We start from the raw sequence: 16,446 nt of genomic DNA on the forward strand, positions 1-16,446 counted from the left end.
CACGCGGGCGTTCTCTACGCCATCGTCACATTGCTGATCGGATCGCGCCGGGACACCTGCGAAAGTGCCGTCGACCACGGTTGACGCCTTTCGCCGGTGACGGCTTTCCTACACAATCATGTCTTTACGGGTGATTCCGCTGGCATGCACGCCTTCGTCTACAAAAGCCAACGCAAAGAAGGCACCTACGTCTACCTCGCACGCCGCGATGATTTCCAGGTTCTGCCGGCCCCGTTGGCGCAGTCGCTGGGGCCGTTGCAGTTCGTGCTCGAGGTCGCATTGACCGAGGACCGCCGCTTGGCCGTGGCCGACCCGGTGCGCGTCCGTGACGAGCTGACCCGCAACGGGTTCTTCCTGCAGGTGCCGCCCAGCGTGGTCCCCATGCTGGCGCGCCACTATGACTGACCCACGGCCCATCCGGCCGGTCGCCCTCGCACTCGGCGTGGGTGTGCTGCTGGCCTGCGCGGCTGCGCTCGGTGGCCTGCCGGGCGTCCTGCTCGCCGTGCTGGCGCAGCCGGCGTTCGCACTGGCCGTTTCGTGGGCGCGTGGCACGCGCCGCGTTCGCGCTCTGCCGATCGTGCTGCGCGAAGACCTCCCGGCGCTGCTGGTGGTGTGGGCCATCGGCCCGGCTGCCGTCGCACTGTTGATGGCCTGGCCGCTGGCGGCGCTGCGCGAGAGCGGCAGTCTGGCCGCGGCGCTGGGCCTGGCCGTGTTGTTGAGCATCGGCCTGCTGGCGGCCTGGCGCACGTGGCCATTGTGGAGCGATGTCGAGCGCGTGCAGGGCACGTTGCCGCAGCACGCGGCGGCGCTTGCCGGGCGTGGGCTCGGTGCATGGCGTGGCCTGGGCGTGGCCGCCTGCGTGCTGGCGCTGTGCGCGGTGGTGCTGGTTCCGGCCTGGCCGGACCTGCTGCCGGCTGCCTGGCGCTGGCCATCGGTGATCGCCAACATGGTGCTCGCGCCGGTCCTGCATCTGCTGCTGCAGCGCATCGAACCCGCCGATGCCTCGACGCGTCCTGCCGTGACAGGCATGGCGAACGCCACGCCGATGCCGGCATGGGATGAGGCGCTGGCCACCGAGCGCATCGAAACGCCGCTGGAGCCGATGGCCCAGGACGCACTGACCCCTGCGCTGTACGATGCGGCGCGGCAGGGCCGTGTGGACCGCGCGCTGCAGCTGCTGCAGGCTGGCGCAGACCCGCGCCAGCTGCCGGATCCGCAATGGCGCGACCAGCGTCACCTGCCGGTGCTCGCCGCGGTGCTGCCCGACCTGCGCCTGCTGCGCGAGCTGATCGCCCGCGGCGTGGATGTCAACGCACCGCACCGGGGCATGACCCCGCTGCTCGCCGCCACGCGCGACAGCTGGCATGGCCGCCCCGAAGCGGTGATGACCCTGCTGGCCAACGGCGCCGACGCGCGCGCCACCGATGCCGACGGCAATACGCCGCTGCACCATGCCGCGCGCAGCTCCGATCCCGGCGTTGCCGCGCTGCTGCGCGATGCCGCTGCCGAGATCGACGCACTGAACAACGAAGGCTGGTCGCCGCTCGCGGTGGCCTGCCAAGTAGGCAACTGGCGCATGGCACGCTTCCTCATCGAGCGCGGTGCGCGTGCCGAGCCGGCCAATGGTACGCCCGTGCTGCTGGCCGCTGCGGCGACCGAAGACGATGATCCAGTGGGCGTGCAGCTGCTGCTCAAGCACCGTGCCCGTGCCGACGCGCGCGATCGCCAGCGCCGCAGCGCGCTGCACGAAGCGGCCGCCGCCGGGCACGTGGCGATCATCGATGCGCTGGTTGCCGCCGGGGCCAATCTGGAATCACGCGATGCGGCCGGGCGCACCCCGCTGCTGGAAGCGGCTGCGGCCGGTCGTACCGCTGTCATCGAACACCTGCTGCCGCACGCCCCCGACCTGGGCGTAGTGGATACCGAAGGCCGCAACGCCCTGCTGCTCGCCGTGATGGCCGATGAAGTGTCGCCGTTGCTGGTGCGTCGGCTGCTGCAGCTCGGTGCAGTGGCCGACCTGCGCGATCCGCTGGGACGCAGCGCCGTGGATTACGCCGCCGGCGCCGGCCGCTGGGCGATCGTAGCGATGCTCGACCCCGCCTACCCGCTGCCCGCCGCGGTCAGCGATGGCCTGCCCGGGGGGGAAGAAGGCGCCGGCGTTGAACCGCTGCTCCCGGATCGTCCCCCGCTGGATCTGCTGCGCGAAGCGCTCGGCTTCGGCAATGTGCAGGGCATGGCGCCGATGGCACAGCTGTGCCAGCCGCAGGAGCTGGGCGCCCTGCTGCACGAAGCGGACATCGCACTGGATCCGGGCGCGGTCAGCTGGCTGCTGGCGCACGGCGCCGATGCCAACGTCGTCGATGCCTGCGGCGACACGCCGATGTTCGCGCTGCTCTCGCGCGGTGTCGATGCGGTGCCTTCGCTGCAGGCGCTGCTGGGCCATGGTGTGTCGCCGGCCGGCCGTGGGGGCCTCGCCCGCCTGCTGGTCGCCTGCGTGCAGCAGGACCATGCCAGCCGTGGGCTGGAGCAGCTCGCGCTGGAACTGCTCGAGCGCGGGGCGGATCCCTTCGCTGCGGCACCGACCGGCGACCCCCCGTTGTCGCTGTCCGTGCGGCTGGGGTGGCTGCGTCTGCAGCAGGCGCTGCTGGCGTTGGGCGTGGACCGCGAGGCCCGTGACAGCCATGGCATGACCGCGCTGCACCTGGCCACCGCGCTCGGTCGCGAAGCTGCACTTAAGATGCTCGTGCAGAACGGCGCTTCGCCCGAAGCGCGCGCCGCCGATGGCCAGACGCCGCTTGGCGTCGCCCTGGCCAGCGGTCGCCGTGACCTGGCCGACTGGCTGGACTGGCGGGTGTGGCCGCTGCCGCGCCGCACGCTGCGCGCGCAGGATCTGCCCGCCGCGGCCATGGCCGGCGATGTCGATGCGGTCCGTCGCCTGATCGATCTGGGCTTCGCGGTGGACGCGGTGGACGCACAGGGCTGCACGGCGCTGCTGCGCGCGGCCGGTGGTGGCCACCTGGCGGTGGTTGACCTGCTGCTGGCGCGCAAGGCCGATGCGCAGCACGCGGCGGCCAGCGGCGCCACGCCGTTGTCGGCGGCGGTCAGCATGCGCCAGGTGGATATCGTGGCGGCGCTGCTTGATGCCGGTGCGGACATCGAACATCGACTGCCGGGCGGGGTGACCGTGCTGATGCTGGCCTCCGCGCTGGGGCTGCCGGACATCGTCGGCCGTCTGCTGGGTGCGCGTGCGAACGTCCACGCCTGCGATGCGCAGCAGCTGGGTGCGTTGCACTGCGCCACGTTGTACGGCTTCTCTGCGCGTGACCGTTCCCGGCTGCTCGCTCTGCTGGACACCCTGCTGCTGGCCGGCGCGGAAGCGGACAAGGCCGCCGCCGGCTCGGTGACCCCCCTGCTGCTGCTGCTGGGGGCGCGTGCCGAGCCCGGCACGCCCTGCGATGAGCAGGTGGTGCTGGCGGGCCTGGAACGCCTGCTCGACGAAGACGTGGCGCTGGACGTGCGCGATCCGCGTGGGTTCGGTCCGCTGCATCTGGCTGCGCTGCATGGCCTGTTGCAGGTGGTGCAGCGGCTGCTGCGCGCCGGTGCCGACCCGGACGCACGCGACACGCTCAACCGCAGTCCACGCGATATCGCAGTGATGCGCGGCTTCATCGACGTGGCCGCCGAGTTCGAACCGCGCGTACCGGGCGTGTCTTCAATGGCTCGCTTCCTCCGCGAGTAAGGGGGCCACGCGCTCCCGGCCAGTGCATTGGCTTGCATCGACGTGGCATCGTCAGCGCCAAGCGTGCTGCCCATACCGCCGCTGACCGACGGTGGGTAGCGCCCGCCTCCGGGGTTGACCCGGTAACCTCCCAGGTCCATCCTGCCCACCGCTGCCGCACCGCCGGCAGCGCAGTCGACGCCGTGCCGATCCCGGTGCGTCCGTTGCCTGCATACCCTTCCGGAGTCCAACCCCATGTCCAGCGACAGTCGAAGTCGACCTCGATCGACGCCAGCGAAGGCGACCGCCTGACGGGGGGCTGCCTGCGTTGGCGTTGCTCCTGCAACCACGAAGGCAGATCCAATGAACCAGAAGCAGATGCTGCGCGCACACGCTGACGCAGCCCTCGCCGCGCCCCTGGCCGGCTGCAACACCGCCGATGCGGTGGAATTCCTCAACACGCTCACGCTTGACCGCGCCACCGACACCCTTGCCGCCTTGCCGCTGCCGCGTGCCGTGAAACTGCTTGAAGCGCCTGAACTGCACCGGGCCGGCCGCCTTGTCTCGCGCCTGCCGCGCGTCCGCGCGGCGGCGCTGCTGGGCCTGATGGCCGATGACCGCGCCACCGACATCGTGCTTGAACTGGAGCCGGCCGAGCGCGAGCAATTGCTGCCGCTGATCGGCATCCAGGCGCGGCAGGTGATCCAGACCCTGCTCAACTACGCCCCGGACACCGCCGGTGCATTGATGACCACCGAGTTCGTGAGCGTGCCGGCGGACTGGACGGTGGCGCAGACGCTGCAGCACATCCGCGACGTCGAGCGGACGCGCGAAACGGTGTACGCCATCTACGTGCTCGACCCGGCCAGCGCGCAGCTGCAGCAGGTGGTGACGCTGCGCCGGCTGATCACCGGCCAGCCCGGAGCATCCATCCTCGACGTGGCGCAGACCAATGCGCCGGTCACGGTGGATCCGCTGATGGACCAGGAAGAGGTCGCCCAGCTGATCCGTCGCCATGACCTGCTCGCGATTCCGGTGGTGGATGCGCAGCGGCGGCTGCTCGGCATCGTGACCGTGGATGACGTCCTGGATGCACTGATCGAAGAATCGACGGAAGACGCGCACAAGTTCGGCGGCATGGAGGCCCTGGAGAAGCCGTACATGCAGATCGGTTTCGTGGAAATGCTGCGCAAGCGCGGCGGCTGGCTGAGCGTGCTGTTCCTGGGCGAGATGCTCACTGCCAGCGCCATGCAGCATTACGAAGATGAACTCGCGCGCGCGGTGGTACTGACCCTGTTCATCCCGTTGATCATGAGTTCCGGCGGCAACTCCGGTTCGCAGGCCACCTCGCTGCTGATCCGCAGCCTGGCCCTGCGCGAACTGCGGCTGCGCGACTGGTGGCGCGTGGCGCTGCGCGAAGTGCCGACCGGCATGGTGCTCGGGGCCATCCTGGGCACGCTGGCGATGATCCGCATCGTCATCTGGCAACTCGGCGGACTGCACGATTACGGCGAGCACTGGCTGCTGCTGGCGACCACGGTGGCCGCGGCGCTGGTGGGCATCGTCACCTTCGGTTCGCTGTCCGGCTCGATGCTGCCGTTCGCCCTGAAGCGCCTGGGCTTCGATCCGGCCAGCGCCTCGGCCCCGTTCGTCGCCACGCTGGTGGACGTCACCGGTCTGGTCATCTACTTCAGCATCGCCGCCGCCATCCTCCACGGCACCCTCCTCTGAAAGGACAATGGGGGGGGACAGGCACGCAACGTGCGCGCGAGGCCGACTCAATCCCCTCCGTCCCCTTTATGCTTGGAGCATGAGTACCTACCACCTGCAGTCTGTATTCCGTCCGCAGTCGGTTGCCGTGATCGGGGGCAGTCCGCGCGAGCGCTCCGCTGGCCGTGCGGTGATGCGCAACCTGCGGGGCGCGGGCTTCGCCGGCAAGGTGGCGTGGGTCAATCCGCGGCATGCGGAGATCGATGGCATCCGCACCACGCGGCGGCTGAAGGACCTGGACTGGGTGCCGGAGCTGGTGGTGGTGACCGCGCCGGCGGCCATCGTGCCGCAGGTCATCGCCGAGGCCGCCGCCCTCGGCGTGGCCGCGGCGATCATCCTGACCGCGCACCTCGGTGAAGGTCCCGGCTCGCTGGCCGCCCAGGTGGAAGCGGCCGCGCGCGCCAAGGGCCTGCGCCTCCTCGGTCCGCACTGCCTGGGCGTGATCGCACCGCACGCACGCCTCAACGCCAGCATCGCCGCGCATGCGCCCCAGGCCGGTGACCTGGCGCTGATCTCCGAGTCCAGCGCCATCGCGGCGGCGCTGGTGGAGTGGGGCGTCGCGCGCTCGGTGGGGTTCTCCGCCGTGGTCTCGCTCGGAGACACGCTGGATGTCGATTTCGGTGACCTGCTGGACTACTTCGCCACCGATTACCGTACCCGCGCGATCCTTCTCTACGTCGAACAGATCAAGGACGCGCGCAAGTTCATGTCGGCCGCCCGGGCGGCGGCACGCGCCAAGCCCGTGGTCGTGGTGAAATCCGGTCGTGCCGAGCGCATCGTCCCCGGCAGTGACACCCATGTGCAGGCGCTGGCCCGCGCCGACGATGTCTATGGCGCGGCGTTCAACCGCGCCGGGCTGCTGCGCGTGAGCGCACTGGACGAACTGTTCACCGCCGCCGAAACGCTGGGCCGGCTGGGCACGTTCCCCGGGCGCCGGCTGGCGGTGCTGAGCAACGGGGGGGGCGTCGGACGGCTGGCGGTGGACCAGCTGGCGGCACTGCGCGGCACCCTGGCCGGGCTCTCCGAGGCCACCGTGCAGCAGCTGGACAAGGTCCTGCCGCAGGGCTGGTCTCGCGCCAATCCGGTGGACATCGTGGTCGACGCCGACGGCGACCGTTACGCGGCGGCCATCGAGGCGCTGCTGGCCGACACCGAGAACGATGCGTTGCTGGTGGTCAACGTGCCCACCGCGTTCACCTCCTCTGCCGATGCGGCGCAGGCGCTGACCCGCACGCTAGGCCAGCGTCCCCGCCACCAGCGCGACAAGCCCATCTTCGCCGTGTGGCTGGGCAACGATGAAAGCGCCACCGCCACTCTCAACGCCGCACGCGTGCCCACGTATCCCACCGAAGCCGAGGCCGTGCGCGGCTTCCAGCACCTGGTGCGGTACCGCGAGGCACAGAACGCGCTGATGGAGACGCCGCCGAGCCTGCCGGAGGATTTCGTCGTCGATACCGCGGCCGCGCGTGCGATCGTCGACGCGGCGCTGGCGGCCGGGCAGCCGTGGCTGGATCCGCTGGCGACCCACGCGCTGCTGCAGGCCTACGGCATTCCCTCAGCGCCGGTGATGCATGCGCGCGATGCCCATGAAGCCATGGACCACGCACAGACGCTGCTCGAGGCCGGTGCGAGCGTGGTACTGAAGATTCTCTCGCCCGACATTCCGCACAAGTCGCAGGTCGACGGCGTGCGCCTGAACCTGGCCACGCTGCCAGCAGTGCAGGCCGCGGCCAATGGCATCCTCGCCCGCGCCCGCGAGCAGCGTCCGGATGCGCGCATCGACGGCCTGCTGGTGCAGCCCACCATCGTGCGCCCCAAGGCCCGCGAGCTGATCGCCGGTATCGCCGACGACGCCACCTTCGGGCCGGTGATCGTGTTCGGTCGCGGCGGCACCGCCGTGGAAGTGATCAACGACAAGGCGCTCGCGCTGCCGCCGCTGGACCTGCGGCTGGCGCACGAACTGATCGGCCGCACCCGCGTTTCGCGCATCCTCAAGGCCTATGGCGATGTGCCCGCCGCCGACGAACGCGTGGTGGCCCTGGCGCTGGTCAAACTGGCGCAGCTCGCTGCCGACATCCCGGAGATCCGCACGCTGGACATCAATCCGCTGCTCGCCGATCGAGACGGCATTCTCGCGCTCGATGCGCGCGTTGCCATCGCGCCGTCGCGGATATTGCACAAGGGCCGTGGCCATCCACGGTTCTCGGTGTTCCCGTATCCCAAGCAATGGGAGCGCACACTGCAGCTCTCCGATGGCAGCACGGCATTCGTGCGCCCGGTGCGGCCCGAGGACGATGCCCTGTTCCGCAGCTTCTTCGCGCGCGTGACCGATGAAGACCTGCGTCTGCGCTTCTTCCAGTCGGTCAAGCATTTCAGCCACGAGTTCATCGCGCGCCTGACCCAGCTCGATTACGCGCGTTCCATCGCCCTGGTGGCGATCGATCCACGCAGCGGCGACATGCTCGGCGCGGTGCGCCTGCATGCGGATGCGGACTACCACCGCGGTGAGTACGGCATCCTGATCCGTTCGGACCTGAAGGGTCACGGCATCGGCTGGCGGTTGATGACCATCATGATCGAGTATGCCCGCTGGCTGGGGCTGGACGTGGTGGAAGGCCAGGTGCTGCGCGAGAACAGCACCATGATCGCCATGTGCCAGAGCCTTGGCTTCAACACCCGTCTCGATCCGGACGATTCCACGGTGATGCTGGTCAGCCTGCCGGTGCAACAGGTGCCCGCGCAGTTGCTGGACTAGGCCGTGCGCGCGCCACGCGCGCGCACGGCCACCGCATCCAGGCCGATCTCAGTCCCAGGCCGGCGCGATGCCGTCCGGATTGGCCAGCCGGTGCCCGCGTTCCAGCGTGGCGATGCGGGCCATGTCCTCGTCCGTCAACCGCAGCGAGGCCGCCTGCAGGTTGCTGGCCAGGTTCTCGCGCCGGGTGGAGGAGGGAATCACGGCGAAGCCCTGCTGCAGCGCCCAGGCCAGTGCGACCTGTGCAGGTGTTGCCTGATGGCCCGTGGCAATCGCCTGGATCACCGGGTCCTTGAGCACCTCGCCATAGGCCAGGCTCATGTAGGCGGTGACCGGGATGTTCTGTTCCTGCAGGTAGCGCACCAGCAGGCGGTTCTGCAGGTACGGATGGATCTCGATCTGGTTGGTCGCGATCGCGTCCGCACCCAGGATGTCGATCGCACGCCGGGTCTGCGCGATGGTGAAGTTGGAGATGCCGATGGCGCGGGTCAGGCCTTCGGCGCGGGCCTCGGCGAGGGCACCGAGATAGACCTCCATCGGCACCGCATCGTCGGGCGAGGGCCAGTGGATGAGCGTGAGGTCCACCTGGTCCGTGCGCAGCTTGCGCAGGCTTTCGCGCAGGCTCGCCAGCAGCGCATCGCGGGTGAATGAACTGATCCAGACCTTGGTGGTGAGGAACAGCTCGTCACGGGGCACGCCGGATTCGGCGATGGCCTGGCCGACCTCGGCTTCATTGCCGTAGATCTGAGCGGTATCGATGGCGCGGTAGCCGACGTCGAGGGCATTGCGCACCGAATCGATCACGATCTGGTCCTTGAGCCGGAACGTGCCGAGGCCAAAGGCGGGAAGGGTCATGGGAAATCTCCAGCGTGGGGGGATGCAGGCAGGGTAGGGCAGGGCATGTGGGCGCTCGGGCAACAGCCTGTCGCGTTCACGTGTCAGCGTGTGCAAGGCCCGATGGGGCAGGCGCCAGCGCGTCCAGTGCGGCCGCTGCCGCGTCAAGGCGGTCCAGGCGGCCACTGAGCACGGTCAGTGCGAGGGCGCCCAGCACCACCAGCGCACCCAGCCAGGGCGTATGCATCAACCCGAGGTGCTGCACCACCAGCCCGCCAAGTGAGGCACCCAGCGCGATGCCCACGTTGAACGCGGCGATGTTCAGGCCGGCCGCCACATCCGTCGCCTGCGGGGCGAACCGCTGCGCCTGGGCCACCACGTAGACCTGCAGGCCCGGCACGTTGCCGAAGGCCACCGCACCCAGCGCGAGCACGGTCAACAGCACCGTCCACGGCAGGTAGGCAGTGAAGGTGAGGGCGGACAGCACCAGGGCCAGCAGCGCGAAGATGCGCGTCAACGCCGAGACGGGGCCCAGGCGGTCGGCCAGGCGGCCACCCCAGAGGTTGCCGAACGCCACCGACACACCGTAAACCAGCAGGACACCACTGACCGCGTTGGCCGAGAACCCGGTGACCTGCTGCAGGATCGGCGCCAGATAGGTGAAGGACAGGAACGTGCCGCCGTATCCCAGTGCGGTCATCGCAAACACCAGCAGCAGCCGCGGCTGCGCCAGCACCGCCAGCTGTTCCCGGAAGCGCGCCGGGGTGCTCATCGGCAACGCGCGCGGCACGAACAGCAGGCTGCCGAGCAGTGCCACCACGCCGAGCCCCGCCACGGCGAGGAAGGTCGCGCGCCAGCCCAGGTGCTGGCCGATGAAGGTGCCCAGTGGCACGCCGGTCACCAGGGCCACGGTGAGCCCGGTGAACATGATGGCGATCGCGCTGGCGGCCTTCTCCTTTGGCACCACCGAGGTGGCGATGATCGAACCGATGGAGAAGAACACGCCATGGGCCAGGCCGGTCAGCAGGCGCGCAATGATCAGGGCGGCATAGCCCGGGGCCATCCACGCCACCAGGTTGCCCACGGTGAAAGCCAGCATCAGGGCGACCAGCAGGGTCTTGCGCGGTACACGCCCGGTCAGGGCGGTAAGCACCGGTGCGCCGATCGCCACCCCGAGCGCATACAGCGAAACGAGCAGGCCGGCGGACGGCAGGCTGACCTGCAGGTCGGCGGCGATGGTGGGAATGAGTCCGACGATGACGAACTCGGTGGTGCCGATGGCAAAGGCACCCAGCGTAAGCGCAAGCAGGGCGAGAGGCAGGCCGCGGGTCATGGCAGGTCCGGCAGAAGAGGAAGGTGCGCAGTCTGCGCCGTGGATCCTTGCCGAAAAAGCCGCCAATGGGTCACTCACTTGTGCCGTATGGTCAATAATGGCGGCATGAAGACCACGCTGGATGAAATGCAGACGCTGCTGGCGGTGATCGACAGCGGCACGCTCAGCGCCGCCGCCGAGCAGCTGGGCCAGACGCCCTCCGGAGTAAGCCGCGCGCTGGCCCGCCTGGAAGACAAGCTCGGCACCACCCTTCTGACGCGCACGACGCGCCGCCTGCACCTCACCGCCGAGGGCGAGCTGTTCGTACAGCACGCGCGGCAGATCGTCGGCGCAGTGGATTCGGCCGAGGAGCAGATGGCCCTGCGTCGCCAACGCCCCGCCGGCCGACTGCGCGTGGACGCGGCCATGCCCTTCGTCCTGCATGTCATCGCGCCCCTGGTGGGGCGCTATCGCGCGCAGTACCCGGACGTGGCGCTGGAAGTGAACAGCTCCGAGCGCTACATCGACCTGCTCGAGCGACGCACCGATCTGGCCATCCGCATCGGGCCACTGGCCGATTCGTCGCTGCATGCCAAACGGCTGGGCAGCAGCCGGCTGCGGCTGGTCGCCAGTCCGGCGTACCTGCGCCAGCACGGCACGCCCACGAGCGTCGGCGCGCTCTCTGCGCACACACTGCTCGGCTTCAACGAGCCTGCGTCACTGAACCGCTGGCCGCTCCCCGGCGATGACGACGGCCAGCTGCGCGTGCGCCCCCACATCGCCGCCTCCAGCGGCGAGACGCTGCGCCGGCTGGTGGTGGAAGGCGTGGGCATCAGCTGCCTGTCCGACTTCCTGATCCACGCCGACCGCCTGACGGGCGCAGTGGTGCCCGTGCTGGACGCGCAGACCCTCCAGGTGCACCAGCCGATCCATGCGGTGTACTACCGCAACAGTGCCGTGTCGGCCCGAGTGCGTTCGTTCGTGGACGTGCTGGCCGAGGCCATGCAGGGACCGCCGTTCCTGCCCTGAGCGTGCGCCTCGACGCTGAGCGTTTCCTGCAAAGGGCGCGCGCCCGGATCCACTACTGTCGTCGTTCCGCGGCCCACAGCGGCTGCCTGCCGGAGCGGACCGCCGCGATGTTGCCCCTGTCCTTCGCCCCCTGTCCGCGCAGCGGCTGCGCCGGACCGATGAACGCGGCCAACGCGCTGCGCGCGCTGGTACCGATACGCCCGTGGAGGCCACCGACCCAGGTTGGCAATGGTGACGCCGCGCTGCAGGCGGCGCAGGCCAGTAACATCCCCTCCGGCCCCCCGTCCCAGCTGGCGCTGCTTGGAACGGAGCTGATCGACTGGGCCGCCACGCTCTGCGCCGCGCGTGCCACGCAGGTGGCGGACACGCAGGTGCCAGGTGTCGCGATGATGCTGCTGGCGCCGGCCCTCCATGCCAGTCTCCGCGACGCGCTGCGGGGCGATCTGTCTGCCGCACTCCACCGTCTGCCCCTGGCGGGATTGGCGCTGGGTCAGGCAGCCCGGCTGGTGGCGGGAACTCTGGGGGAGGGGGTGAACGACCTGCTGCAGAACGTGCCCGATCACGAGCCGCTGGTCCTGGCGCTGGCGGCCTGCGCCCTGCTGCACCAGGCCCAGTGTGGCGCCCCCGCACCGCGCGCAGGGTACGACGTGACCAGCGTGACATGGCTGCGCAGGGTACGCGCCATGCTGGACACGTGGGGTACGCTGCGCCGTGTCTGCAATGCCCACAGCACCGCCGGCCGGGCTCCCGCGGAGCCTGCTTCCGTGCCCCTGCCGCCCCGTGTGCACGACCCTGAAGACCGTGTCGGCGCCGTTCTGCAGCAGGCCTTTCCGGCGACCGCGGCAGCCCGGCGCGAGCGTTCCGCACCGTGCCCGGCCGGGGACGTCGCGCTCCTGTCGGGCGTCTGCGCGGGGCGCCGCAAAGGGCCCCGTCCGCCGCACCGTCCTGGCGGGGCAGGCAAACCCGGCGGCAGCGGCCATACGGCGCCCCGTCACGGCCCGGCACAGTCCCACCGGCGCCTTGCCGTCAGCCGCCTGGGCCTGCAATCACCGTCCTCGAACAAGGAAAGTACTTCCGTTGCCAAGAGCAGGCCTGGCAAGGCCGCCGCAGGTGCCGCCAGCGTGCGTCGGAAGGGCCATGCGGATGGCGGCAAAGCCTTGGCAGACGGCGTGCGCACGCATTCGGCCACCAGCCATGCGGGACGCAGCGCCGTGCGCACGCCGGCGGTTGCACCCGACCCCGTGTCGAAGGTCATTCGCCACTGCGTGCCCTACCAGACCGAACGTGCGGTGGCGCGACAGCTCCAGCACGGGGTGATGGATGCGCGCGGGCTGACGTACTGCGCACCACCGGAGCAGGCCGCGAGCCTGACCCATGCGATCAAGGTCCGCGTGCCGGAGGTGGCCGGCGCCGTGCATTGGGTGCAGGCCCATCTTCTGCCGCATCGGATGCCACCGGCCCGGCAGGCCATTCCCGTGGTGCGTCATGCAACGCCGACGGCGCTCCATGCCGGTGAGACGTCAGGGCCTCGTGCACCGCTCGGTGGCGACATGGCCTATTCGACCATGACCGTCGCGGTGAGCCCCGCGCACCCGGTGCGTCACCCGCCCCGGACGGCCGCGCCCCACCTGGAACCCAACACGTTCCGCGTTCTGTCCGTTCCGCAGTGGGATGGATCCAATCGCACCGTGCTGGCGTACTTCCTCAACGATGCCGGCGCCGTGTGCCGCGGGGTCAAGGTCGGCTGGCTGGATGTGACTGAAGATGAGCCAGGACACGTGGCTGTGGCCGATACGCAGTCCGGCTACGTACTTTCCGGCGCCACGCTTGAACTCCTTGCCGAGGGCGTGCAGCGGATTTCCGGGCGACGTCTGCTGCGGGGCAGTGCGGACGGCGCGCTGCTGACGCACGCACAGAACCTGCAGGTCAGCGAACAGGCCAGTTGGTGTGGGCGGAAGCAGTACGATGTGCAGGCCCACAATCCGGAACTGTCCCTGCTGCGGGTGAGGGGAATACGCATCCCGGGCACGGACCAGGAGGCACGGATGTTCCCCGGCAGTTTCATGATCGTGGGCGACACCCTGATCCACCGCGACCCTGCCGGCCGTATCGGCACCCTGGCCCTGCAGTCGGACACGCAGGACCAGCACACCCTCACTCTGCAGCCTGCACGCGGCCACAGCCAGGCGTTCCTGCTGGACTATGGGCTGCGCGCGGGCGTCCCCTATGAAGCACTGGAACTGATCGAGATGCTGGAGGAGCAGGATCTGGTCTTCCTGCCGCCTCCGACGTGACTCAGGTGCCTTCGCTGGCCTGTTCCAGCGCGCCCATGTCCTGCGGGGAAAGCACCAGCGATGCCGCAGCGAGGATTTCCTGCAGCTGGTCCACCGACGATGCGCTGACGATCGGGGCGGTGATCGAGGGCCGTGCGATCAGCCACGCCAACGCCACCTGCGCCGGTTGGGCCCGGTGGCGGGCGGCGACATCGTCCAGCGCCTCCAGGATGCGGGTACCGCGTGCATTGAGATAGCGCTGCACGACCGTCGCCCCGCGCGCACTGCTTCTGCCGGCGTCCTCGGCCGTGCGGTATTTGCCACTGAGGAAACCACTGGCCAGTGCGTAGTAGCTGATCACCCCCACCTGTTCGCGCACCACCAGCGGCTCCAGTTCCCGCTCGTAGCCGGCGCGGTCGTAGAGGTTGTACTCCGGCTGCAGCGTCTCGTAACGCGGCAGCTGGTAATCCGCCGAAACCTGCAGCGCTTCGGCAAAGCGGGCCGCGCTGTAGTTCGACGCGCCGATCGCACGCACCTTGCCCTGCTCGATCAACCGCGCGAACGTGGCCAGGGTGGATTCCAGCGGCACCGACTCATCGTCCTCGTGCGCCTGGTAGAGATCGATCACATCGGTCTGCAGGCGCCGCAGCGAATCGTCCACCGCCGCGATGATGTTGTCAGGCGACAGGCCGGGGCGCTCGCTCCACTTCGCCACCTTGGTGGCCAGCACCACGCGGTCGCGCTTGCCACTGCGCGCGAACCAGCGGCCGATGAGCGTCTCGGACTCACCGCCGTGATGGCCCGGCACCCAGGCGGAGTAGGCGTCGGCGGTGTCCACCAGATTGAAGCCCGCATCGACGAAGGCGTCCAGCAGCGCGAAGGATGTCTTCTCATCGGCACTCCAGCCGAACACGTTGCCACCGAAGGCGATGGGGCGGATCTGCAGGCCGGAGCGGCCGAGTTCCCGAAGGGTGGTCATGGCGCATTCTCACGTGGTTGCGGATGGATCAGCATAGAGCGCGCCCTGTGACCGCGATGCGGCAGCGGCTGCAAAACTGTGTTCCGTCCCGCCCCGGCGCTCACGGGTCGCGCGCCGCGAAGCCTGCTAGGCTGCAGCCAACCCTTGCCGGATACCAGAGATGAAAAACGTCATGACCTCGCGCACGTGCTGTCTCGTTCTCGCCGCCTCCCTGCTGGCAGCGCCGGCATGGGCGGCCACGCCCACCGCGGCGCCCGCACAGGCGCCGATACAGGTCAGCGACGCCATCGCCACTGCGGTCAAGGCCGGTACGCGTGATCCGGCCAACATCGTCCGCGATCGCTATCGCCACCCCGCGGAAACGCTCTCCTTCTTCACGGTACAGCCGGGCAGCACGGTGGTCGAGATCACCCCGGGCGGCGGCTGGTATTCGGAGATCCTGGCGCCGTTGCTGCGCGGCAAAGGCCAGTACGTCGCCGCCGTGGTGGATCCCGGTGCCGTCGCCGAGGGCCGTGGGCGCGAGTTCCAGCAGCGCAGCCGTGCCGGCCTGGAGCAGAAATTCGCCGCCGCGCCGGCGCAGTTCGACAAGGCCACCTTCGTCGCTTATGACCCGGCGCGCCCGGTGTTCGGCCCGGCCGCCTCGGCCGATGTGGTGCTGACCTTCCGCAACGTGCACAACTGGCGCAAGGCCGGTCAGGCCGAAGGCATGTTCAAGGGCTTCTTCGACGTGCTCAAGCCCGGCGGCGTGCTGGGCGTGGTCGAGCATCGCGCCAACGCCGATGTTCCGGCCGACGACGGCACCGGCTATGTCGGCCAGCAGCAGGTGATCGCCATGGCACAGGCGGCCGGCTTCCAGCTGCAGGCGAGCAGCGAGATCAACGCCAACCCGCAGGACACCAAGGACCACCCGAACGGCGTGTGGACGCTGCCGCCGAGCAACCAGCACGAGAAGGCCGATGCGGCCAAATACCAGGCCATAGGCGAAAGTGATCGCATGACGCTGCGCTTCGTCAAACCCAAGGCCTGAGGCGTTGGGTGCTCGCGCCCTGTGACGTGCAGGGCGCGATGCGTCAGACTTGCAGGCCATCCTCCCCAGGCCCGTGTGTTGGCGCTGATCCTGTTCAATAAGCCGTTCAACGTGCTCTGCCAGTTCACCGACCGCAGCGTGCCGCCGCGGCCTACGCTGGCAGGCTACGGACTGCCGCCCGCGGTCTATGCGGCGGGGCGGCTTGACCACGACAGCGAAGGCCTGCTCCTGCTCACCGATGACGGGAATCTCGCCCATCGGCTGACTGATCCGCGGCACAAGGCGGACAAGACGTACTGGGTGCAGGTGGAAGGGGACCCGGATGAGCACGCGCTGGACCAGCTGCGGCACGGCGTCACGCTCAATGACGGGCCGACCCTGCCGGCACGCGTGGAGCCGATGGCGCCTCCCGCCTTGTGGACACGGGACCCGCCCGTGCGGTTCCGCAAGACCGTGCCCGATGCGTGGTTGGCCGTCACCCTGCGCGAAGGACGCAACCGCCAGGTGCGGCGCATGACCGCTGCCGTCGGACTGCCCACGTTGCGCCTGGTGCGCGTGGCAATGGGCCCGTACCGGCTCGATGATCTGCAGCCGGGCCAATGGGCGGAAGCAGACGCGGCCTTGATGACGGGCCTCGCCGGCCACGGCCGCCGCACGCGCTGACGCGTGCCGGACTGGAAACAACGAAGGGCACGGCGTGTGCCGTGCCCTTCGCATGCTGCAGGTACCGCCGGGGGTTCAGACGCCGGAGC

At 69.7% G+C, this 16,446-nt stretch carries 11 protein-coding genes; 8 read left to right on the forward strand and 3 right to left on the reverse strand.

Features of this window, described 5'->3' with window-relative positions; genetic code table 11:
* Positions 1–144: 144 nt before the first annotated feature.
* The 4 genes from FHY09_RS08245 to FHY09_RS08260 all read left to right on the forward strand — a co-directional run bounded on the left by FHY09_RS08245 (position 145) and on the right by FHY09_RS08260 (position 8,243).
* A complete protein-coding gene (locus FHY09_RS08245; protein ID WP_166926030.1) occupies positions 145–405 on the forward strand; it encodes a YcgL domain-containing protein in 261 nt (86 codons plus the stop codon).
* Positions 398–3,739: an ankyrin repeat domain-containing protein gene (locus FHY09_RS08250; protein WP_166926032.1), complete on the forward strand. Its 3,342-nt coding sequence runs from the start codon at positions 398–400 to the stop codon at positions 3,737–3,739. The genes FHY09_RS08245 and FHY09_RS08250 overlap by 8 nt, the downstream gene beginning before the upstream one ends.
* Positions 3,740–4,081: 342 nt before the next feature.
* Entirely contained in the window at positions 4,082–5,449 is a 1,368-nt protein-coding gene (gene mgtE, locus FHY09_RS08255) for a magnesium transporter (protein WP_166926034.1), read from the forward strand.
* Positions 5,450–5,528: 79 nt separating this feature from the next.
* Complete coding sequence (locus FHY09_RS08260) at positions 5,529–8,243, forward strand: bifunctional acetate--CoA ligase family protein/GNAT family N-acetyltransferase (protein ID WP_166926036.1); 2,715 nt, start codon at positions 5,529–5,531, stop codon at positions 8,241–8,243.
* A gap of 48 nt (positions 8,244–8,291) precedes the next feature.
* Here the strand turns inward: FHY09_RS08260 and dkgB are convergent, their stop codons facing one another.
* A complete protein-coding gene (dkgB, locus tag FHY09_RS08265; protein ID WP_166926038.1) occupies positions 8,292–9,095 on the reverse strand; it encodes a 2,5-didehydrogluconate reductase DkgB in 804 nt (267 codons plus the stop codon).
* 76 nt (positions 9,096–9,171) lie between these two features.
* Positions 9,172–10,407, reverse strand: coding sequence for an MFS transporter (locus FHY09_RS08270; protein ID WP_166926040.1), 1,236 nt, complete (start codon positions 10,405–10,407; stop codon positions 9,172–9,174).
* A 105-nt stretch (positions 10,408–10,512) separates the two neighbouring features.
* On the opposite strand from FHY09_RS08270, the gene FHY09_RS08275 reads away from it, so the two are divergent.
* Together FHY09_RS08275 and FHY09_RS08280 are read left to right on the forward strand one after the other, a co-directional pair.
* Positions 10,513–11,415: a LysR family transcriptional regulator gene (locus FHY09_RS08275; RefSeq protein WP_166926042.1), complete on the forward strand. Its 903-nt coding sequence runs from the start codon at positions 10,513–10,515 to the stop codon at positions 11,413–11,415.
* A 107-nt stretch (positions 11,416–11,522) separates the two neighbouring features.
* Positions 11,523–13,709 carry a hypothetical protein gene (locus tag FHY09_RS08280; RefSeq protein WP_166926044.1) on the forward strand — a complete coding sequence of 729 codons (2,187 nt, stop codon included), beginning with the start codon at positions 11,523–11,525 and terminating at the stop codon, positions 13,707–13,709.
* A 1-nt stretch (position 13,710) separates the two neighbouring features.
* Here the strand turns inward: FHY09_RS08280 and FHY09_RS08285 are convergent, their stop codons facing one another.
* Complete coding sequence (locus tag FHY09_RS08285) at positions 13,711–14,667, reverse strand: aldo/keto reductase (RefSeq protein ID WP_166926046.1); 957 nt, start codon at positions 14,665–14,667, stop codon at positions 13,711–13,713.
* Between the two features lie 172 nt (positions 14,668–14,839).
* Between FHY09_RS08285 and FHY09_RS08290 the strand changes: the two genes are divergently transcribed.
* Both FHY09_RS08290 and FHY09_RS08295 read left to right on the forward strand, forming a co-directional pair.
* On the forward strand, positions 14,840–15,694 hold the full coding sequence (locus tag FHY09_RS08290) for a class I SAM-dependent methyltransferase (protein ID WP_166926048.1): 855 nt from the start codon (positions 14,840–14,842) through the stop codon (positions 15,692–15,694).
* A gap of 78 nt (positions 15,695–15,772) precedes the next feature.
* Positions 15,773–16,357, forward strand: a complete 585-nt coding sequence (locus FHY09_RS08295; protein ID WP_456362742.1) for a pseudouridine synthase — start codon at positions 15,773–15,775, stop codon at positions 16,355–16,357.
* Positions 16,358–16,446 lie beyond the last annotated feature (89 nt).

The sequence above is a fragment of the Xanthomonas sp. 60 genome (genome assembly GCF_011761925.1).

Excerpts from the sequence above, each read along its gene's own strand:
- FHY09_RS08280 (WP_166926044.1), top strand. The coding sequence starts at position 11,523 with ATGTTGCCCCTGTCCTTCGCCCCCTGTCCGCGCAGCGGCTGCGCCGGA.
- FHY09_RS08245 (WP_166926030.1), top strand. The coding sequence starts at position 145 with ATGCACGCCTTCGTCTACAAAAGCCAACGCAAAGAAGGCACCTACGTC.
- FHY09_RS08270 (WP_166926040.1), bottom strand. The coding sequence starts at position 10,407 with ATGACCCGCGGCCTGCCTCTCGCCCTGCTTGCGCTTACGCTGGGTGCC.
- FHY09_RS08250 (WP_166926032.1), top strand. The coding sequence starts at position 398 with ATGACTGACCCACGGCCCATCCGGCCGGTCGCCCTCGCACTCGGCGTG.
- FHY09_RS08275 (WP_166926042.1), top strand. The coding sequence starts at position 10,513 with ATGAAGACCACGCTGGATGAAATGCAGACGCTGCTGGCGGTGATCGAC.
- FHY09_RS08290 (WP_166926048.1), top strand. The coding sequence starts at position 14,840 with ATGACCTCGCGCACGTGCTGTCTCGTTCTCGCCGCCTCCCTGCTGGCA.
- mgtE (WP_166926034.1), top strand. The coding sequence starts at position 4,082 with ATGAACCAGAAGCAGATGCTGCGCGCACACGCTGACGCAGCCCTCGCC.
- FHY09_RS08285 (WP_166926046.1), bottom strand. The coding sequence starts at position 14,667 with ATGACCACCCTTCGGGAACTCGGCCGCTCCGGCCTGCAGATCCGCCCC.
- FHY09_RS08260 (WP_166926036.1), top strand. The coding sequence starts at position 5,529 with ATGAGTACCTACCACCTGCAGTCTGTATTCCGTCCGCAGTCGGTTGCC.
- dkgB (WP_166926038.1), bottom strand. The coding sequence starts at position 9,095 with ATGACCCTTCCCGCCTTTGGCCTCGGCACGTTCCGGCTCAAGGACCAG.